This is a genomic window from Tissierellales bacterium (assembly GCA_035301805.1).
Lineage (GTDB): Bacteria > Bacillota > Clostridia > Tissierellales > DATGTQ01 > DATGTQ01.
In genome coordinates this window covers 1-18,438 of record DATGTQ010000188.1, presented here as the reverse complement: position 1 = coordinate 18,438, position 18,438 = coordinate 1, and the positions used below count along the sequence as shown (strand labels likewise).

Below are 18,438 nucleotides of genomic sequence, written 5' to 3'. Positions count from 1 at the left end.
AAGGACGGTCCTTACTGACTCAGTAAGTGAGTCACTTAGGACCGTCTTTTGGCTCATAGTGGTTTACAGGTTAATCTGGTTTTATATTTTTCATGGCTTCTTTTGCGAATTTAGTGGTGACTATTTCATCATAGTCTGCTCTTTTATCTAGTTCACCTGCTAATTCCATTATATCCATCATATGATCTAATCCTTCTTCTGTAAGTATTAGGTCTGGTTTCCATGTATCTTGTTCTTTATATCTTTCCAAGAGAGCAATAAGTAATTCTTTATCTGTATCTGGAAATTGTGGTTCTAGAGCTTCTGCGATTTCTTCAACGCTATGGCTTTCTACCCAAAGCATAGCTTTATAGATAGCATTTGTAAAACTCTGAACTATTTCATCTTCATCTTCCATGTAATCTTTAGTTGTGCAATAGCATGTATAAGGAATGTATCCAGCCTCTTTTCCAATAGAAGCTACAACGTAGCCTTTACCTTCTTTTTCTAAACTAGCCGCTATAGGTTCAAATAATGTTACATAATCTCCTTCCCCTCCTATAAAAGCTCCCGCCATTACATCAAACTGAACATCTGTTCTTACATCTACATCATTTTCTAAATCAAGGCCATTATTTTTTAATACATATTCTAAAGTCATTTCAGGCATTCCGCCTTTTCTACCACCTATAATAGTTTTATCTTTAAGTTTGTCAAAAGTAAAATCTGGGTCTGGTTCTCTAGCAACTAAAAAAGAACCATCTTTTTGGGTAAGTTGGGCAAAATTAATTGCATAGTCATCTCTACCTTGATTATAGACATATACAGAAGCTTCAGGTCCCATAAAGGCAATATCAGCTTCACCACTAAGTAAAGCAGTCATACATTTATCAGCACCCTTTCCATTTGTTAGCTCAATTTTTAAACCTTCTTCTTCGAAAAAACCTTGGGTTATTGCTATATATTGGGGGGTATAAAATAGAGAGTGGGTAACTTCTATAAGCCTTACTGTTTTTAATTCATCTTTTTTGCACCCTGTTAAAGTAAAAGTTATAAATAATGTTAATACTAGTATTAGGGAACTAAATTTAAAAAATTTTGACATAGGATCCCTCCTGAATTTTTAGAATAAAGTAATGTCATTATTGACATTATATTCTTATACATTTAAAAGGTTACTTTAGAAAATTATTAAATATAGAAAGGAGAATGAAATTGAATATACCAAATATATTAACTACTGCAAGAATAATACTTGTTCCTATTTATTTATGGGTCTTCTATACTTATGGGGAAAATAAATTAAAATATGCAATTTTAATTCTAATTATAGCAGGTATTACTGATATATTAGATGGATACATAGCAAGAAAATATAATATGATTACTAGACTGGGAACTGTTCTTGACCCAATAGCAGATAAATTAACTACTTTTGCTGTATTATTAAGTCTTAGTAGTGAGAGATTAATTCCATTTTGGATTTTATTAGTATTAGCTATTAAAGAGTTCATACTATTATTAGGAGGAAGTTATTTATATTGTTTTAAGGATAGAAAAGTAGTATCAGCAAATAAATTTGGTAAAATAGCTAGCGCTTCATTTTATTTAGCTGTATTTTTTATAATATTAAATATAAATCCAGCAATTAATAACTTATTTTTATACCTAATGGTATTTTTGCATTTAATAGCTTTGACAAATTACTTACTGAGCTATTGACAAAAGAAGGTACTTTTATATATAATAAGGATTAACAATTTTATATTTAGGCTATGAGGAAGAGGAGTAAGTAAATACCCTATTAGAGAAAAAAGTCCATAGGCTGAAAGGCTTTTTAGGCAATGTTTATTGAAGGTAGCTTCTGAGTCTTCAAGCTGAACTGCAGGTAGGCTTGAACGGTTATTCCGTTATATTAATTAGAGTATAAATGTATTTAATATATATTTATAAAAATAAGGTGGTACCACGGAAACCCTTCGTCCTTAAAATTAGGATGAAGGGTTTTAATATTGTCAAAGGAGGAAGAACATGTTAGAAAATTTGTCAAAAACATATGATCCAAAAGATTTTGAAGAAAGAATATATTCTTTTTGGAACGATAATGGATATTTTGAGGCGAATGTAAATCGTGAAAGGGAACCTTATACTATTATGATGCCACCACCAAATGTAACAGGTAATCTTCATTTGGGGCATGCTTTAAATAATACTATTCAAGATATACTAATTAGGTGGAAGAGAATGGAGGGGTATGAAGCCTTATGGTTACCAGGAACTGATCATGCTAGTATATCAACTGAAGCAAGAGTAGTAGATAAATTAAAAAAAGAGGGTAAACGTAAAGAGGAATTAGGTAGGGAAAAATTCTTAGAAGAAGCTTGGGATTGGACTAGAACTTATGGTGGGAATATTAATAATCAGCTTAAAAAGCTAGGAGTTTCATGTGATTGGACAAAAGAAAGATTCACTTTAGACATAGGTTTAAGTAATGCAGTAGAAGAAGTATTTATAGAGCTTTATGAGAAAGATTTAATTTATAGGGGAGACAGGATAATTAATTGGTGCCCTAGTTGTAAAACAGCGGTGTCCGATATTGAAGTGATTCACGAAGATGAGGAAGGTAAGTTATGGTATGTAAAATATCCTATTAAGGATGAAGACGAATATATAACAATTGCTACTACAAGACCAGAAACTATGTTAGGAGATTTAGCAATAGCTGTTCATCCTGAAGATGATAGATATAAGAAACTAATAGGTGAAAGTGCAATACTCCCATTAGTTAATAGAGAAATACCTATTATAGCGGATGATTATGTAGAAATGGAATTTGGAACAGGGGCATTAAAAATAACTCCGTCCCATGATCCTAACGACTTTGAAGTAGGAGAAAGACATAATCTAGGTCAGTTAAAAATATTTGATAATGAGGCTATTGTTAATGAAAATGGCGGTAAATATAAAGGACTAAATAGAAATGAAACTAGGAAAAAAATTGTAGAAGATTTAAAGCAAGAAGGTTATTTATTGAAGATAGAGGATCATGAACATAGTGTTGGACATTGTGAAAGATGTGGAACTACTATTGAACCTATTATATCAAAACAATGGTTCGTAAAAATGGAACCTTTAGCAAAGCCAGCACTTGAAGCTTATAACAATGGAGAATTAAATTTCATACCAAAAAGATTTGGAAAGATATATTCTCACTGGTTGGAAAATATAAGAGATTGGTGTATATCAAGACAATTATGGTGGGGACATAGATTACCTGCATATTATTGTGAAGATTGTAATGAAGTAATAGTTTCTAAAGAGGAACCTAAGAAATGTACAAAATGCAATAGTTCTAATATTTATCAAGATACTGATACTTTAGATACTTGGTTTTCTTCAGCGCTATGGCCATTTTCTACATTAGGTTGGCCAGAAGAAACGGAAGGATATGAGTACTTTTATCCAACTAATGCATTAGTTACAGGCTATGACATTATATTCTTCTGGGTTGCAAGGATGGTGTTTTCTGCCATTGAACAGACAGATAAATTACCATTTAAAGACGTATTTTTAACAGGTTTAATTTTAGATGAGCAAGGTATGAAAATGAGTAAATCCCTAGGAAATGGTATAGATCCTCTAGAAGTAATAGATGAATATGGGGCAGATGCTTTAAGGTTTACCTTGATAACAGGGAATACGCCAGGAAATGATATACGTTTTTCTATGGATAAAGTGGAAGCTAGCAGAAATTTTGCAAATAAGTTATGGAATGCTACAAGATTTGTAATGATGAATTTAGATGAAAAAGTAGTTAAAGAAGATTTATCCTTAGACGATTTGGAAGAAGAAGATAAATGGATACTATCAAGAATGAATACTGTTATTAAAGAAGTAACAGATAATTTAAATAAATATGAAATAGGTATAGCAGCACGGAAAATATATGATTTTATATGGGAAGAATATTGTGATTGGTATATAGAAATTGTAAAACCTAGATTATATGATGAAAGGTCTAAAACTAATGAAGTAGCACAAAAAGTATTATTATTGGTTCTAAAGAATATTTTAAAACTTCTCCACCCATTTATGCCTTTTATAACTGAAGAAATATGGAATCACTTACCTCATATTGAAGAAAAGCTAATTGTTAGTGATTGGCCAGTATATGACGAAAGATATAGCTTTGAAGAAGCGGAAAGAAGACTTAAATATATAATGGAAGCCATAAAGGGAATAAGAAATGCAAGGGCAGAAATGAATGTTAAACCTTCTAAAAAGTCTAAAGTTATATTTGTAACAGAAGATGAAAGTATAGTGGAAATACTTGATTATGGTAAAAGGTATTTTATGAATTTAGCCTATGCAGAAGAAATTGATATTAGAAATAATAATAAGTGCTTAGATGAAGATAATGTAGTAATTGTAGTGGAAAAAGCAGAAATCTATCTTCCTTTAGAAGATTTAATAGATTTTGAAAAAGAAATAGAGAGATTAGAAAAAGAGAAAGAAAAATTAGAATCTGAATTAAAAAGGGTAGAAGGAAAATTATCAAACAAAAACTTTGTAAATAAAGCTCCCAAAAACATTGTAGATAAAGAAAAAGCTAAAAAGTTAAAATATAATAATATGATGGAAAAAGTTTTAGAAAGATTAAAGGATATGAAGAAAAACATTTAGGTGAGGATAAGGAGGAAATTATGGATTATAAGGAAGCCTTAGATTATATTAAAAGTACGGAAAAATATGGATCCAAATTAGGATTAGAGACTATAAATACTTTATTAAAAGAGATGGATAGTCCTCATGAAGATCTTAATTATATTCATATAGCAGGAACTAATGGCAAAGGATCTATATCATCTTATACTGCTAATATTTTAAAAGAAGCTGGCTATAAAGTAGGATTATTTACTTCCCCATATTTGGAAAGATTCAATGAAAGAATCCAAATTAATGGAGTAGATATATCTAATGAGGCTTTAGCTAGAAATACTAAGCTAGTTAAAGAAAAAACAGAAAAAATAGTGTCTATGGGATTTAGGCATCCTACTACTTTTGAAACTATTACTGCTGTAGCTTTTCAATATTTTAAGGAAGAAAAAGTTGACTTTGCAGTATTGGAAGTAGGTTTAGGAGGAAGAATTGATTCTACTAATGTAATAGAACAATCTCTATCTAGTATTATAACTACTATAGCCATGGATCACACTCATATTTTAGGGAATACAATTACGGATATTGCCCATGAGAAGGCTGGAATTATAAAAAAGGATGGATTAGTAGTGTCTTATCCTCAAAAACCTGAAGTTTTAGAAGTATTAGAAAATGAAGCTAACAGTAAGAATGCAGATTTCCTTCTATGTAATATGGATAATTTGACAGTAAAGAAAGTTTCCCATGAAGGTGGAATGTTTGATTTTAAATATAGAAATGCATTTTATTCGGATTTAAAAATTAATATGTTGGGAGAATTTCAAATTTATAATGCTGCCTTAGCATTGACTAATATTTTAGAGTTAAGACAAAGAGAATTAGTAAAAGTAACAGATGATGAAATTAGAAAAGGGCTGGAAAAGACTAAATGGAATGGAAGATTAGAAGTATTAAAAAAAGATCCACTTTTCTTAATAGATGCAGCCCATAATCCACAAAGTGCAAAACACTTGTCAAAATCTTTAAGTATTTTTGAATATGATAAGCTAATACTAGGAATAGCAGTATTAGAAGATAAGGATGTAGACCATGTTATTGAATACCTTGTACCTTTAGCAGATGAAATAGTAATTACCGAAGTTAATATACCAAGAAAAATGAAGAGCGAAGAATTAGCAAAGAAAATACAAAAATATAATAATAATTATGTTATTGAAGAAAACATTGAAAATGCTGTTGATAAATCTCTTGAAATAGCAAATAAAAATGATTTAATATTATTTGCTGGTTCAATATATTTAATTGGAGATGTTAGAAAGATTGTAACTAATAAATAGGTCTTAAACAACCTCTCTTTGAATATATATATTATATATTTGAAGGGAGGTATGTTATGAATAATAAAGATTTATGTTTATATAAGGAAATGGACGATGTTGAACTAGTAGATACTGTTGATATAGAGATAGATAAGATGAAAAATTATTTAGAATCAGAAAATATGAATGAATATTGGAAGATTGCAATGGAAGTCAATAACATGATTATAGAAATAAAAAATAGAAGTATTAAAATGGATGAAGGAGAATTAATTAGAAAGATATTAAAGAAATAAAAGAAATTTTAATCACCTTAATCTATGTTTCAACATAAATTGATATATATACATAGGTGGAGGTGATTTTTTAATGAGAAAAGAAAAGATAGTTGTAGCTAATACAGGTCAGAATTCTTTATCTATAATAGATATTAAAAATAATTATAAGACTGACCATATTTATTTAGACTATTTTCTCATTGGACCTTATGGTGTGTATGCAAATCATAAAATGGACAAGATTTACACAACTAATTCTTACAGTAATTCTGTATTCAAAATAAATTTATCTCAGAAAAAGGTAGAGGATTTAGTTTTAGTAGGGAAATGTCCGACTTGTATAAAAGCATATAATGATTTGATACTAATATCCAATAGTGATTCAAACTCAATATCAGTAATTAATGAATATCCTTTCAAGTTAATTGAAAATATTTCCGTTGGAGAAAAACCTAATGATATAGAAATAGATCAAGAAACAGGTAAGATTTATGTAGCAAATAGTAATGGGTGTAGTATTGAGGTAATAGATTTAGAGAAAAATAAGGTAGAAAGAATTAGATTAAAATCAAACCCTGTTAAAATTCAATTGGAAAAAGAATTTATATATATATTGTCTATTCAAAACAATGGTTTTTATAATAGTAGTAATATATCAATTTTAGATTTAAAGAATTATAAGATTATTAAAACTTTAGATCTAAAAGGAATTTTTAATTATATGATAAAATTAAAAAATAAAAACTTGGTTTTTCTTTCAGAAATAGAAAGTGGTTTTTTATATAAATTTGACATAAGTAAGTACAAGGTAATAGGTAAAATTCACATTGGTGGAATGCCAAATAAAATTTTATATAATGGGAACAATATTTTATATATAGCCAATATATATAATAACTTAGTATCTGTAGTAAACCATAAAGAGGAAAAGGTAATAAAAAATATAAAAGTTGGCTTAGAACCGAACGATTTAATTTTTATATGACTATATATTATTTTTAAGTAATATGTTGAAAATATCTTGATAAATTATATCAGGGTTTTCTTTCCATTCCTTGCAGATCATTTTCGCTTGTTCTTTAGAGACAACATTTAAACATAGATTAAATAAACTTGTACCGTTTTCTATTAATTTTAGGTTAACTATATATTCATTGTTATTTTTTTTGAAATAATCACCTATTACCTGGGCTTCTTTTTTAAATTCTAGTTCTTTTAATTTCAAGGTATTATCAATATCTTCTTTTATACTTTTAGGAATTCTATCTTCAAAATATTTTAAAGTTAGTTCACCTTTTTGGAGTATGGAATAGGTTTCCTGTTTTTCTAAATCGGAAAATTCAATGAACTTAGATTCAACTAATTCACTTAAGAATTGTTGGATTAAAAAATAATTCATATAATTATTCTCCAAAACAAATTCTGATATTTGACTGTTAGTTAGTGGAATACTAGATTTATCAATTATGTAAAGCAAAAGCATTTTATTTTGTGCTAATTCTTCTGTATTATCTATAAACACAAATAACACCTTCTTTAGTTAATATTAGATTGTATTTAAATAAATTATACCATAAAAAATAGAGAAGTGAAATTTCACTTCTCTATTTTACCAAACTATTTATTAGAAATCTCATTTTGTCCTTGCTCAACTAATTTTTTTACCATTAGCCCGCCTACATATCCATTTTCTCTAGAAGTTAAATTTCCTTTATCTATATCATCATAATTAGATAAACCTAATTCATTTGCTATTTCTAATTTCATTTGATTTAAAGCTTCTCTTGCTTCTGGAACCAATATTCTATTATTGTTATTAGCCATTATTGGAACCTCCTTTTAAAAAGGATCATATTTTATGTTGCAATTATAATATAACCTTTTTAAGATTATATATCCTAGTAAAATAAGTAAAATAAAAGACTAGATGATGAAAGAAAGTAATATTTCTTATGAATTGGAATAAATTATAATAACGTAAAAAGTTTTATTAGGAGGCGAGGAATTGGGCAAAATAAAATCACAAAGTCATATAATCTTTAGAATATTCATAGTTATTGGACTTTTAGTTATGTCAATAATTTATACTAGTTTTAGAAATCATATAGATATAGTAGAAGTTTTTTCTCAAGGGAAAGAACTTCCTATATACAGTGTAGATAGAGATGATAAGAAAGTTGCTATTAGCTTTGATGCTGCTTGGGGAACAGATTATACCAACGATATATTAGAAGTTTTAGATAAGTATGAGGTAAAAAGCACTTTTTTCTTAGTAGGATTCTGGGCCGAAAAACATGAGGACTTAGTAAAAGAGATTCATGACAAAGGTCATGAAGTAGGTAACCATTCTACAAATCATCCCTATATGACAAAGTTATCTGAAGAGCAGATGGCTAAGGAGTTAAATGAAACTGGGGATTTAATAAAAGAAATAACTGGAGAAGAACCAATACTATTTAGGCCACCTTTTGGTGATTATAATGATAAGGTAATAAAAACATGTGAGGAAAACAATTATTATGTAATTCAGTGGGATGTTGACTCTTTAGACTGGAAGGAATTAGGGGCTCAATCTGTAATAGATAGAGTTACTAGAAATGTACAAGAAGGTTCTATTGTCTTATTTCATAATAATGCAAAGTATATAGATGAATATTTACCAGTAGTTATTGAAAGACTTCAAAGTGAAGGTTATGAAATAGTTCCAGTTTCAGAACTCATACATAAAGATGATTACCATATGGATCACACAGGCAGACAAATTAAAGGAAAAAAAGACGATTAACTGTTAATTAAAAACGAAGGAGAAAAGGGAAAAAATGAATTTACAAAAAATGAGTTTTATAGGTGTGGTGACTAGTAAAGAAGAAAATATGGCTTTTATCATGTTGAAAGAGATTATGTTAAAGGATGGTTATGCAACTATTTATGAAAATAAACAAGGTAATATTATATTTTTTAAGAAGAATGATAAAAATATCGGATTAATAGAGATTACTCCTTTAATAGCAGAAGGATTATTAAGTTTAAATTTGAATTTTCAAGTACTAATACACACCTTCTTAGAAGATGAAGATTATAATAAATTGGCTATACAAAAACTTTTTAAAAGAACTAAAAAATTTGTAATTTTAAACACTGATGAAGAAAAAAGTATTAATTTAATAGAGAATAACAATGATGCTTTAATAGTTACTTATGGATTTAATAAAAAATCTACAGTTACAGCCTCTAGTTTTCAGATAACTAATTCTATAAATTTTAACTTTTGCCTACAAAGACAACTATTGACTTTAAATGGTGATGAAATTGAACCCTTTGAAATACCTATAACTCTCGATTTAATAGGTAAATGGAATATTTATTATGCTTTAGCAGCAATTATAGGTAGTATATGTTATAATATAAAAATAAACATTATAAATGCAGCATTAAAGAATATAAGAAGTTCTGGAAGAGAATACGAAAAAATATATGAAGCTGATTATTTAATCATTGATAATTATTGTAAAGATTCTTTGGCTCTTAATTTAACTTTTGAAACTATACAAAATTTAAAATATAAAGAACTTATTATTTTTTGGGGGATTGAAATAGATGAAGGAATTGTTTCTATTAAGGAAAACATTGATGTTATAATAAGTTGGCTTCCTATTTTAGGAGTAAATACATTATTATTTCATATGGATAATCAGAATAAATTAATAGAGGATAATATAAAAATTATGTTAGAAAAAAAAGGTGTTGATTTTTCTATCTATTATGATTTAAAATTGTCCATAGGGAAAGGTATAGAATTATTAAATAAAAATGATATATTACTTCTAGTGGGTGGAGAAAACTTAAATAAAGCTAAGGAAATTATAAATTTGGAACTAGCTAATAAATTTTAGCTGGTTTTTTATTATAAGATCTATTCATATCATTAAGTCGTTAGTATTATCCCTATTAGATTCATAAAGTATATTAGTACTGAATAAGTATAAATATAAGTTAATAAAATACATAAGAATAGGGAGTGAATCTTAATGGTAGATAAGGTTATAGATACAAATACAGTTACACTAGTGGGGAAGGTCACCACAGAGAAGGAGTTTACTCATGAAATGTATGGGGAAGGATTTTATCGTTTTTCTTTAGAAGTACCTAGGCTAAGTGATTCTATTGATATTTTGCCAGTAACTATTTCTGAACGATTACTTGTAAACTTAGACATAAAGCCTGGTGATTATGTCGTAATTAAGGGGCAGTTAAGATCTTATAATCGTTATATTGAGAATTCCAACAAATTAGTTTTAACAATATTTGCTAGAGACATATATTTGCCACAAGAAATAGAATTAGAGGAATTGTTAAAAAAACCTAATGAAATTTATCTTGATGGCTATATATGTAAACCACCTATTTACAGGACAACACCTTTTGGTAGAGAAATAACAGATTTACTAATAGCTGTTAATAGACCCTATAATAAATCAGACTATATACCTACTATTGCTTGGGGAAGAAATGCAAGATTTTGTGAAAAATTATTAGTTGGAGATCATATAAGATTATGGGGAAGAATTCAAAGTAGGAAATATCAAAAAAAATTGTCCGATGGAGAAGTGGAATCCAGAGTTGCTTACGAGGTCTCCATATCTAAACTTCAACATATAGAAAATGATAATAATAGAAGAGATAAAGACAGCAGCCAAGAAATAAAGTAAAAATGAGGGTAGAGTATAGGCAAAGGTTAAAAATAGGGTGAAAGCACTATTGTAAGAGAAAAGTTAAAAAATTAATTAGTATTACAATAATGTTTAAATGTAATTACAAAAAACTAAAAAAACTAAAAAACTAAAGACGAGCAAGGGGGAGGAACAAATGAAAAACAGTAAAAAAGAGAAAATATTATTTAATAGTGATGAAATTAAAGTTAGAGTAGAGGAGTTAGGAAAAGAAATATCAAAGAATTATAAAGGTAAAGAACTTATAGTTATATCATTATTACGAGGTAGCTTTATATTTGCAGCAGATTTAGTTAGGGAAATTAATGTACCAGTTGAAATAGATTTTATGACTACGTCTAGTTATGGAAGTGATGAGGAAACTTCAGGAGTAGTAGATATTATAAATGATTTTAGAACTAAAGTTACAGGAAAGGATATATTAATAGTAGACGATATAATGGATTCTGGATTTACAATGAGATATGTAGTTGAACATTTTATAAAATATAATCCTAATTCAATAAAAACTTGTGTTATGTTAGATAAACCTAGTAGAAGGAGGGTTGATATTAAACCTGACTATGCAGGCTTTGCTATACCAGACGTTTTCATTGTTGGATATGGATTAAATTATGGCAATCATTATAGAAATATTCCTTATATTTTTACTTATGATGAATAGAAATAATCCCAGCAATATCTATTGCTGGGATTATTTTAATTGTTTATTAAGTCATCCATATTAAATAATCCATTGTCTTTATTAATAATAAATTTTGCAGCTTTAAGGGCACCTTGTGCAAAGATTTTTTTAGATGCAGCACTATGAGTTATTTCTATTACTTCGTCTGGTCCTGCAAAAATAGCAGTATGCTCTCCTACAACTGTGCCACCCCGTATTGAATGAATACCGATTTCATTTTTCTCTCTTTTTAATGATTTATCATGTCTATTATAAACGTAATTTTTAGAGTTATTCAAAGTTTCATTAATTGAATCTGCAATCATATAGGCAGTACCACTAGGTGCATCAATTTTTTTATTATGATGTTTTTCTATTATTTCAATATCAAAACTATCCCCAAGAAGATTAGCAGACTTCTTTACTAGAGAAAGTAGTAAATTTACACCTAAAGACATATTGGCGGAATAAAATATAGCTATCTTATCTGATGCAGCTTTTATTTTCTCTATATGTTCATTCTCTAGTCCTGTGGTACCAATGACCAAGGCTATGTTATTTTCACTAGCAAATTTTAATATTGGCTCTAGAGAACTAGGATGGGAAAAATCTATTATTACATCTAATTCTTCTTTAATATCTGAAATATTATCATATACTTTAATGTTATTTTTGTCATTTTCAATAGCTTTCTTATCAATTCCTACTACTAAAGACATTTCTTTATTTTCTTTTATTTCCTTTGCAATTACCTGGCCCATAGCTCCTAAATACCCATTAATACCGACTTTTAGCATTATTCTACCCCCTTATATTAAGACCGTAGTTTTTCATTTCGTTTTTTAAAGTTTCTTTAGTATCTTCAGCCATTGAGGTTAAAGGTAATCTTGTAGGGCCTACTTCCATTCCTAATAAATTCATAGCCTCTTTTACTGGTATTGGATTAACTTCTATAAATAATGCATCAATTAATGGTTTCATGTCTAATTGTAATTTTCTTGATTTTTCTAAGTTCCCTTCAAGATATGCAAAAACCATATCATGGGTATCTCTTGGAAGAATATTGGCTACGACAGATATAACACCTACGCCACCTACTGATAATAAAGGAACTATCATATCATCGTTGCCGGAGTAAATATAAAAATTGTCTTTGCATAATCGTGCAATTTCAACGACTTGGGCAATGTTTCCGCTAGCTTCTTTAACACCCCTTATATTTGGATGTTTTGATAATTCATATATAGTCTTTGGTAATATGTTTACTCCAGTTCTTCCGGGAACATTATATACTATTATAGGTATGTTTACATTATTTGCTATTGCTTCATAGTGTTCAATTAAACCTTTTTCTGTAGCTTTATTATAATAAGGAGTAACTACTAATAGACCATCAGCACCTATATTTTCCGCATATTGACTTAGTTCTACTGAATATTTTGTATTATTTGAACCAGTACCGGCTATTACAGGTATACGTTTGTTTACAGTATCAACAGTAAACTTTATAGCCTTTTTACGCTCTTCATCAGTCATAGTAGCTGATTCTCCAGTAGTACCACAAATTATAATAGAATCAGTTTTTTCTTCAATATGCCATTCGATTAATTCCTCTAATTTATCATAATCAATTTCATCATTTTTAAAAGGTGTAACTATAGCTACACCAGAACCTTTAAATAAACTCATGTCCAAGCCTCCCTCTTTATATTTAAATTAATAATTCAGCAATTTGTACAGTATTGGTAGCAGCCCCTTTTCTAATGTTATCGGCTACTATCCATAGGTTTAAACCATTATCTACACTAAAGTCTCTTCTTATTCTACCTACATATACTTTGTCTTTACCTTCTACATCTAAAGCAGTTGGATATAGATTTTTAGAGATATTATCTAATATTATAACACCTTCTTGTTCTTCTAAGGATTTACGAATTTCATCTAATTTAAAATCTTTCTTTAATTCTACATTAACTGAAACACAATGACCATATTTAACAGGAACTCTAACTGTAGTAGCAGTAATTTTTATATTTTGGTTGTTAAGAATTTTTTGAGTTTCTAAAATCATTTTCATTTCTTCTTTTGTATATCCATTTTCTATAAAAGAGTCAATATGAGGTAAACAATTATATGCAATAGGATATGGATAAAGTTCACCATTTTCACCTTTTATACCTTTTTCTAAATCCGTAAGGCCACCAATCCCAGAACCTGAAACAGCTTGGTAAGTTGAAAAAACAACTCTCTTTATACCAAAATTATCTTCGAGAGGTTTTAAGGGTATTACACTTTGGATAGTTGAACAATTTGGATTGGCAATAATATTTTTGTGATTTTTAATAGATGAAGCGTTTACCTCTGGAACTATTAAAGGTACAGTATCATCCATTCGCCAAGCACTACTATTGTCTACAACAATTATCCCTTTTTCTTTGGCAATAGGTGCATATTTCTTACTTATACCACCTCCAGCTGAAAATAAAGCAATGTCAATATCCCTGCAAAAACAATCTTTATTCAATTCTTCTACAGTATATTCTTCATTTTTGAAAACTACCTTTTTTCCCTTAGATTTGCTAGAGGCAAATAAGTATAGGTTATTAACTGGGAAACCCCTTTCTTCCATTACTTTCAAGATTGTCATTCCTACCATACCAGTAGCACCTATAACTGCCACATTTACTTTTTTCACTTTATCACCCCTATTATAAATTTTTCATATACTATTATTATATAGTATACTATTATATAGTATTTTGTCATAAGAAATTTGATATTTGCTTAAAACCATAAAAAAAGATACAATATAAAAAAGGAAATTATAGGAGGTATTTATGGAAATTAGAGAAGATAAAAATAGTATTTTTCAAGTTAATTTATTTTATCTGCTTATGGGGCTTGTATTGTTGACGCTAGGTGGATTTATTATGAGTAAAAATATTTTAATCGGTTCCCTTATTACTTCTTACATATTGGTGTATTTAACAAGTCTTATATATACAAGAATTAAAGGGTACGATATCAGGGAAACTTTTAAATTAAATAAAATTTCTCCAAGACAAGGATTCTTGAGTGGTCTAATAGTTATATTTGCATATCCACTTGGTATTTTTATTAACTACCTAGTTTTACTTCTAATTGGTCTCTTTGTAGAACTTAAAACCCCATCAATACCTTTGCCAAATACGCCAAGTGAATTATGGATAAGTTTATTTGTAATAGCTTTGTCTCCTGGGATTTGTGAGGAATTCATGTTTAGGGGATTAATCATGTCCGTCTATGATAAATTAGGAAAAAAGAAGGCTATTCTTTATTCAGCTTTTTTATTTGGAATATTTCATTTCAATTTACAAAATTTTATAGGCCCATTTTTACTAGGTATAGTTTTTGGAATAATGGTATATAAAACTAATTCAATTTATCCTGCAATGATTGGGCACACAGTTAATAATAGTATCTCAATGATAATAAGTTATTTCGCAAATAATAGTATGGATATAATGGAGAATATGGATATGTCAGAAAATCCAATGGCAGTTGATATGAATCAATATTTTATTATTGGAATAATTATATTAGGTATAATTGTGTTGGCCCTAGGGGCAATAGCTTTAACTATCTTAAGATCTTTGCCTGAAGATAGAGAAATGGATGAAAGTAGTAGGGATTATATATATGAGGGCGTAGAAAACAATGTAAATTATGGTGAATATTATGATGTGAATTATAATGGGGATTATATAGAGAATCAATGGAAAACTCCAGCATATTCATATATACCTATTATTATAGTAATGGGAATATATATCTTTTATAACTATATGATTTTTACACTTTAAAGAATAAATTTTAAAACCTCTGGAATACTAAAAAGAAGGAGGTTTAAAATGTCCAAGAAAAAGAAGAATAAGAAGGAAAAAATAGAAACTTTAGAAGATAAATTAAAATATGAAATTGCAGAAGAGTTAAATCTTATAGATAAAATAAATAAAGTAGGATGGGGAGGGTTAACGGCAAAAGAATCTGGAAAAATTGGCGGTCTTATGACTGTTAGAAAGAGAGAAATGAAAAAAGCTAAAGAAGAATAAAATAGGGGGTATTTTAGTGGCAAAAGATTTAATTAAAAAGGCTAGTACTATGATAAAAACATCGTCAAAAACTATGGTGTTAACAGGAGCTGGTATATCTACAGAAAGTGGAATACCGGATTTTAGAAGCCCTGATACTGGTTTGTGGGAGAATGTAGATCCTATGGAAGCTCTGTCAACTACGGTTTTATATGATGACCCTGGAAAGTTTTATAATGAAGGTTTTAAAATGTTACTAGATATGACAAAGGCTAAACCCAATGATGGACATTATGCTTTAGGGGAAATGGAGGAACTAGGTTATATAAAAGGGATTATAACTCAGAACATTGATAATCTTCACATTGAAGCTGGTTCAAAGTATGTTCTTGAGGTTCATGGAAATACAAGAAAAGGAAGTTGTTTAAACTGTAGCAATACTGTGGAAATAGGAGTATTAACCAAAAAGGTTGACAATGGAGAGATCCCACCTAAGTGTGATAAATGTGGTGGAACCTTAAGACCTGACGTTATTTTTTTTGGGGACATGCTTCCTGAAGCTTTTACTATTGCATGGGAAGAGGTAAGCACAAGTGATTTATTAATAGTTGTTGGTTCAAGCTTAGCGGTAGCACCAGTTAGTTATCTACCACAGAGGGCTAAAAATTTAATATTAATAAATCAAGGGGATACTTCGATGGACTCTTTTGCAGATTTAATTATAAAAGGCGGTGCTGGAGAGACTCTACAAGCTATATTAGAAGAGTTAAAGGAGTAACTAACATGGAAACCTATAAACTATTTGCAAATTACTATGATGAGTTAATGCAAGATGTAAATTATGAAGAATGGTTTGAATATACTGAAGAAATTTTTTCCCGTTTTAATAAAAAGCCTAAGACTATATTGGAAATGGCTTGTGGTACAGGCAATTTAACATATTATCTTTGTAAGAATGGTTATAATGTAACCTGTTTTGATGTATCTTCGGATATGCTAGCTATAGCTTACAATAAATTATTTAAATTTAAAAATGTAAATGTACTTTCGCAAAACATGGTAGATTTCAATATTTATGAAAAATTTGATGCAGTTTTAAGTATCTGTGATAGTGTAAATTATATTACTAACAAGAATGACTTATATAAAACTTTTGTAAATGTTCATAATCATTTAAATGATAAAGGAATATTCATATTTGATATTAATTCATACTATAAATTAAAAAATATAATAGGCAACAATACTTTTGTAGATGAAAATGATAATCTATTTTACGCTTGGCAAAATGAATTTGATGAAGAAAAGAATTTATCCAATTTTTATTTAACCTTTTTTATAAAGAATAAAGATAATAAATACATTAGATTTGATGAAGAACATGTAGAGAGAGCCTATACAATTTTAGAGGTTAGGGAGCTATTAAAAGAGGCTAATTTCAATGATATTGTATGTTATGAGGATTTTACATTTAATAAACCTAGGGATAAATCTGAAAGGATACATTTTATTGCACATAAATAATAGCTTATTTTAGGGGAATATTTATCTTAATCTAGGTAATAATAATTGACAGAGTATGTTGTTTATGATAAACTAAATTGAAAGTAGATGAGAAGCATCTATTTAAATTAGTTGTATTGGAGGAATGTTTTAAATGGTTAAAGGTAATGTTAAGTGGTTCAACGCTACTAAAGGTTATGGATTTATATCCACAGAAGAAGGGGAAGATGTATTCGTACATTATTCCGCAATTGAAGGAGATGGATTTAAGACTCTAGAAGAAGGACAAGAAGTTGAATTTGAAATTGTTGAAGGAGACAAAGGTCCTCAAGCTACAAATGTTACAAAACTATAAACAGTTACTTAGTTTTTAACGGTAGCAAATAAGCCCCTGTAAAGGGGCTTTAAATATTTAAAGGAAGAGGTGTTAAAGCTGGAAGATTATATAGTTAGAGCAATAGATGAGAAAGGTACTATTAGGTTATTAGTAGCCTCTAGTACTAATATAGTAGAAGAAGCAAGAAAAACTCACAATACTTCCGCTAGTGCTACTGCAGCTTTAGGTAGAACATTAACTGCATCAAGTATAATGGGGTTAATGATGAAAGGTGATGAAGATACTTTAACTTTACAAATAAAAGGAAACGGCCCTTTAGGAAAAATAGTAACTGTGTCTAATAGTTTAGGAAAAGTTAAAGGATATGTTGACAATCCGGTGGCAGATTTACCATCAAAATCTAAGGGAAAATTAGATGTAGGTGGAGTAGTAGGGAAAGATGGAATATTGACTGTCATAAGGGATTTAGGATTAAAAGAACCTTATATAGGGCAATCAAATCTTATATCAGGAGAAATAGCTGAAGATTTAACATACTATTTTGCAAATTCAGAACAACAACCATCTGTTGTCAGTCTAGGTGTTTTGGTAGATGTAGACTTATCGGTAAAAGCTGCTGGGGGCTATATACTTCAATTACTTCCTGAAGTATCAGGGGAAGACATAGATAGGATAGAAAAAAATATAAAGAAATCTAAACCTATTTCTACCATGATAGATAATGGCTATACTCCGGAAAAAATAATAGATGAAGTCTTCGGAGATTTTAATATGGAAATATTAGAAAAACATCATATATATTATGAATGTGATTGTAGTAAAGAAAGAGTAGAAAAGGCTTTAGTTAGCCTAGGTAAAAAAGAGATAGAAGATATAATAAAAGAAGATGGTGGTGCGGA

21 protein-coding genes and 1 other annotated feature are annotated in these 18,438 nt (G+C 28.9%); of the genes, 15 read left to right on the top strand and 6 right to left on the bottom strand.

Annotated features, from left to right (window positions below; genetic code table 11):
- Positions 1-70 precede the first annotated feature (70 nt).
- Positions 71-1,084: an ABC transporter substrate-binding protein gene (locus tag VK071_09515; protein ID HLR35542.1), complete on the bottom strand. Its 1,014-nt coding sequence runs from the start codon at positions 1,082-1,084 to the stop codon at positions 71-73.
- A gap of 104 nt (positions 1,085-1,188) precedes the next feature.
- Between VK071_09515 and VK071_09510 the strand changes: the two genes are divergently transcribed.
- The 5 genes from VK071_09510 (at position 1,189) to VK071_09490 (ending at position 7,220) form a co-directional block, all read left to right on the top strand.
- Positions 1,189-1,701: a CDP-alcohol phosphatidyltransferase family protein gene (locus VK071_09510; GenBank protein HLR35541.1), complete on the top strand. Its 513-nt coding sequence runs from the start codon at positions 1,189-1,191 to the stop codon at positions 1,699-1,701.
- 44 nt (positions 1,702-1,745) lie between these two features.
- Positions 1,746-1,969: a binding site (T-box leader), on the top strand.
- A gap of 41 nt (positions 1,970-2,010) precedes the next feature.
- Complete coding sequence (locus tag VK071_09505) at positions 2,011-4,662, top strand: valine--tRNA ligase (GenBank protein HLR35540.1); 2,652 nt, start codon at positions 2,011-2,013, stop codon at positions 4,660-4,662.
- A gap of 20 nt (positions 4,663-4,682) precedes the next feature.
- On the top strand, positions 4,683-5,975 hold the full coding sequence (locus tag VK071_09500) for a folylpolyglutamate synthase/dihydrofolate synthase family protein (GenBank protein HLR35539.1): 1,293 nt from the start codon (positions 4,683-4,685) through the stop codon (positions 5,973-5,975).
- Between the two features lie 56 nt (positions 5,976-6,031).
- The gene (locus tag VK071_09495) at positions 6,032-6,253 is read left to right on the top strand and encodes a hypothetical protein (protein ID HLR35538.1); all 222 of its coding nucleotides are present in this window, start codon (positions 6,032-6,034) and stop codon (positions 6,251-6,253) included.
- 73 nt (positions 6,254-6,326) lie between these two features.
- Positions 6,327-7,220, top strand: coding sequence for a hypothetical protein (locus VK071_09490; GenBank protein ID HLR35537.1), 894 nt, complete (start codon positions 6,327-6,329; stop codon positions 7,218-7,220).
- Here VK071_09490 and VK071_09485 read toward each other — a convergent pair whose 3' ends face one another.
- Both VK071_09485 and VK071_09480 read right to left on the bottom strand, forming a co-directional pair.
- Complete coding sequence (locus tag VK071_09485) at positions 7,221-7,757, bottom strand: DUF4364 family protein (protein HLR35536.1); 537 nt, start codon at positions 7,755-7,757, stop codon at positions 7,221-7,223.
- Between the two features lie 95 nt (positions 7,758-7,852).
- A complete protein-coding gene (locus VK071_09480) occupies positions 7,853-8,059 on the bottom strand; it encodes an alpha/beta-type small acid-soluble spore protein (GenBank protein HLR35535.1) in 207 nt (68 codons plus the stop codon).
- A 181-nt stretch (positions 8,060-8,240) separates the two neighbouring features.
- Between VK071_09480 and pdaB the strand changes: the two genes are divergently transcribed.
- From pdaB to hpt, 4 genes are all read left to right on the top strand, one after another.
- Positions 8,241-9,020 (top strand): polysaccharide deacetylase family sporulation protein PdaB, encoded by a 780-nt coding sequence (gene pdaB, locus VK071_09475; GenBank protein HLR35534.1) that lies wholly within the window; start codon positions 8,241-8,243, stop codon positions 9,018-9,020.
- A 34-nt stretch (positions 9,021-9,054) separates the two neighbouring features.
- A complete protein-coding gene (locus VK071_09470; GenBank protein HLR35533.1) occupies positions 9,055-10,128 on the top strand; it encodes a Mur ligase family protein in 1,074 nt (357 codons plus the stop codon).
- Positions 10,129-10,263: 135 nt separating this feature from the next.
- Positions 10,264-10,944, top strand: coding sequence for a single-stranded DNA-binding protein (locus tag VK071_09465; GenBank protein HLR35532.1), 681 nt, complete (start codon positions 10,264-10,266; stop codon positions 10,942-10,944).
- Positions 10,945-11,101: 157 nt separating this feature from the next.
- Positions 11,102-11,629, top strand: coding sequence for a hypoxanthine phosphoribosyltransferase (gene hpt, locus VK071_09460; GenBank protein HLR35531.1), 528 nt, complete (start codon positions 11,102-11,104; stop codon positions 11,627-11,629).
- A gap of 35 nt (positions 11,630-11,664) precedes the next feature.
- Here the strand turns inward: hpt and dapB are convergent, their stop codons facing one another.
- Genes dapB through VK071_09445 form a run of 3 tightly spaced genes read right to left on the bottom strand, consistent with a single transcriptional unit; the run spans position 11,665 to position 14,324 of the window.
- The gene (gene dapB / locus VK071_09455; GenBank protein ID HLR35530.1) at positions 11,665-12,426 is read right to left on the bottom strand and encodes a 4-hydroxy-tetrahydrodipicolinate reductase; all 762 of its coding nucleotides are present in this window, start codon (positions 12,424-12,426) and stop codon (positions 11,665-11,667) included.
- Between the two features lie 4 nt (positions 12,427-12,430).
- On the bottom strand, positions 12,431-13,318 hold the full coding sequence (gene dapA / locus VK071_09450; GenBank protein ID HLR35529.1) for a 4-hydroxy-tetrahydrodipicolinate synthase: 888 nt from the start codon (positions 13,316-13,318) through the stop codon (positions 12,431-12,433).
- Positions 13,319-13,340: 22 nt separating this feature from the next.
- The gene (locus VK071_09445; protein HLR35528.1) at positions 13,341-14,324 is read right to left on the bottom strand and encodes an aspartate-semialdehyde dehydrogenase; all 984 of its coding nucleotides are present in this window, start codon (positions 14,322-14,324) and stop codon (positions 13,341-13,343) included.
- Positions 14,325-14,466: 142 nt separating this feature from the next.
- Here VK071_09445 and VK071_09440 point away from each other — a divergent pair, with 142 nt between their 5' ends.
- The 6 genes from VK071_09440 to hslO form a co-directional block, all read left to right on the top strand.
- Positions 14,467-15,471 (top strand): type II CAAX endopeptidase family protein, encoded by a 1,005-nt coding sequence (locus VK071_09440; GenBank protein ID HLR35527.1) that lies wholly within the window; start codon positions 14,467-14,469, stop codon positions 15,469-15,471.
- 48 nt (positions 15,472-15,519) lie between these two features.
- The gene (locus tag VK071_09435) at positions 15,520-15,720 is read left to right on the top strand and encodes a small, acid-soluble spore protein, alpha/beta type (protein HLR35526.1); all 201 of its coding nucleotides are present in this window, start codon (positions 15,520-15,522) and stop codon (positions 15,718-15,720) included.
- A gap of 16 nt (positions 15,721-15,736) precedes the next feature.
- Complete coding sequence (locus VK071_09430; GenBank protein HLR35525.1) at positions 15,737-16,477, top strand: NAD-dependent deacylase; 741 nt, start codon at positions 15,737-15,739, stop codon at positions 16,475-16,477.
- 5 nt (positions 16,478-16,482) lie between these two features.
- Positions 16,483-17,223, top strand: coding sequence for a class I SAM-dependent methyltransferase (locus VK071_09425; protein HLR35524.1), 741 nt, complete (start codon positions 16,483-16,485; stop codon positions 17,221-17,223).
- A 133-nt stretch (positions 17,224-17,356) separates the two neighbouring features.
- Positions 17,357-17,557 carry a cold-shock protein gene (locus VK071_09420; GenBank protein ID HLR35523.1) on the top strand — a complete coding sequence of 67 codons (201 nt, stop codon included), beginning with the start codon at positions 17,357-17,359 and terminating at the stop codon, positions 17,555-17,557.
- A gap of 69 nt (positions 17,558-17,626) precedes the next feature.
- Positions 17,627-18,438: Hsp33 family molecular chaperone HslO (gene hslO / locus VK071_09415; protein ID HLR35522.1), on the top strand; the 812-nt coding region annotated here is incomplete at its 3' end.

Coding starts and splice junctions, on each gene's coding strand:
- VK071_09495 (HLR35538.1), top strand. CDS start 6,032: ATGAATAATAAAGATTTATGTTTATATAAGGAAATGGACGATGTTGAA.
- VK071_09435 (HLR35526.1), top strand. CDS start 15,520: ATGTCCAAGAAAAAGAAGAATAAGAAGGAAAAAATAGAAACTTTAGAA.
- VK071_09420 (HLR35523.1), top strand. CDS start 17,357: ATGGTTAAAGGTAATGTTAAGTGGTTCAACGCTACTAAAGGTTATGGA.
- dapB (HLR35530.1), bottom strand. CDS start 12,426: ATGCTAAAAGTCGGTATTAATGGGTATTTAGGAGCTATGGGCCAGGTA.
- VK071_09515 (HLR35542.1), bottom strand. CDS start 1,084: ATGTCAAAATTTTTTAAATTTAGTTCCCTAATACTAGTATTAACATTA.
- VK071_09440 (HLR35527.1), top strand. CDS start 14,467: ATGGAAATTAGAGAAGATAAAAATAGTATTTTTCAAGTTAATTTATTT.
- VK071_09505 (HLR35540.1), top strand. CDS start 2,011: ATGTTAGAAAATTTGTCAAAAACATATGATCCAAAAGATTTTGAAGAA.
- hpt (HLR35531.1), top strand. CDS start 11,102: ATGAAAAACAGTAAAAAAGAGAAAATATTATTTAATAGTGATGAAATT.
- VK071_09470 (HLR35533.1), top strand. CDS start 9,055: ATGAATTTACAAAAAATGAGTTTTATAGGTGTGGTGACTAGTAAAGAA.
- VK071_09480 (HLR35535.1), bottom strand. CDS start 8,059: ATGGCTAATAACAATAATAGAATATTGGTTCCAGAAGCAAGAGAAGCT.
- VK071_09490 (HLR35537.1), top strand. CDS start 6,327: ATGAGAAAAGAAAAGATAGTTGTAGCTAATACAGGTCAGAATTCTTTA.
- VK071_09500 (HLR35539.1), top strand. CDS start 4,683: ATGGATTATAAGGAAGCCTTAGATTATATTAAAAGTACGGAAAAATAT.
- VK071_09425 (HLR35524.1), top strand. CDS start 16,483: ATGGAAACCTATAAACTATTTGCAAATTACTATGATGAGTTAATGCAA.
- VK071_09510 (HLR35541.1), top strand. CDS start 1,189: ATGAAATTGAATATACCAAATATATTAACTACTGCAAGAATAATACTT.
- VK071_09465 (HLR35532.1), top strand. CDS start 10,264: ATGGTAGATAAGGTTATAGATACAAATACAGTTACACTAGTGGGGAAG.
- dapA (HLR35529.1), bottom strand. CDS start 13,318: ATGAGTTTATTTAAAGGTTCTGGTGTAGCTATAGTTACACCTTTTAAA.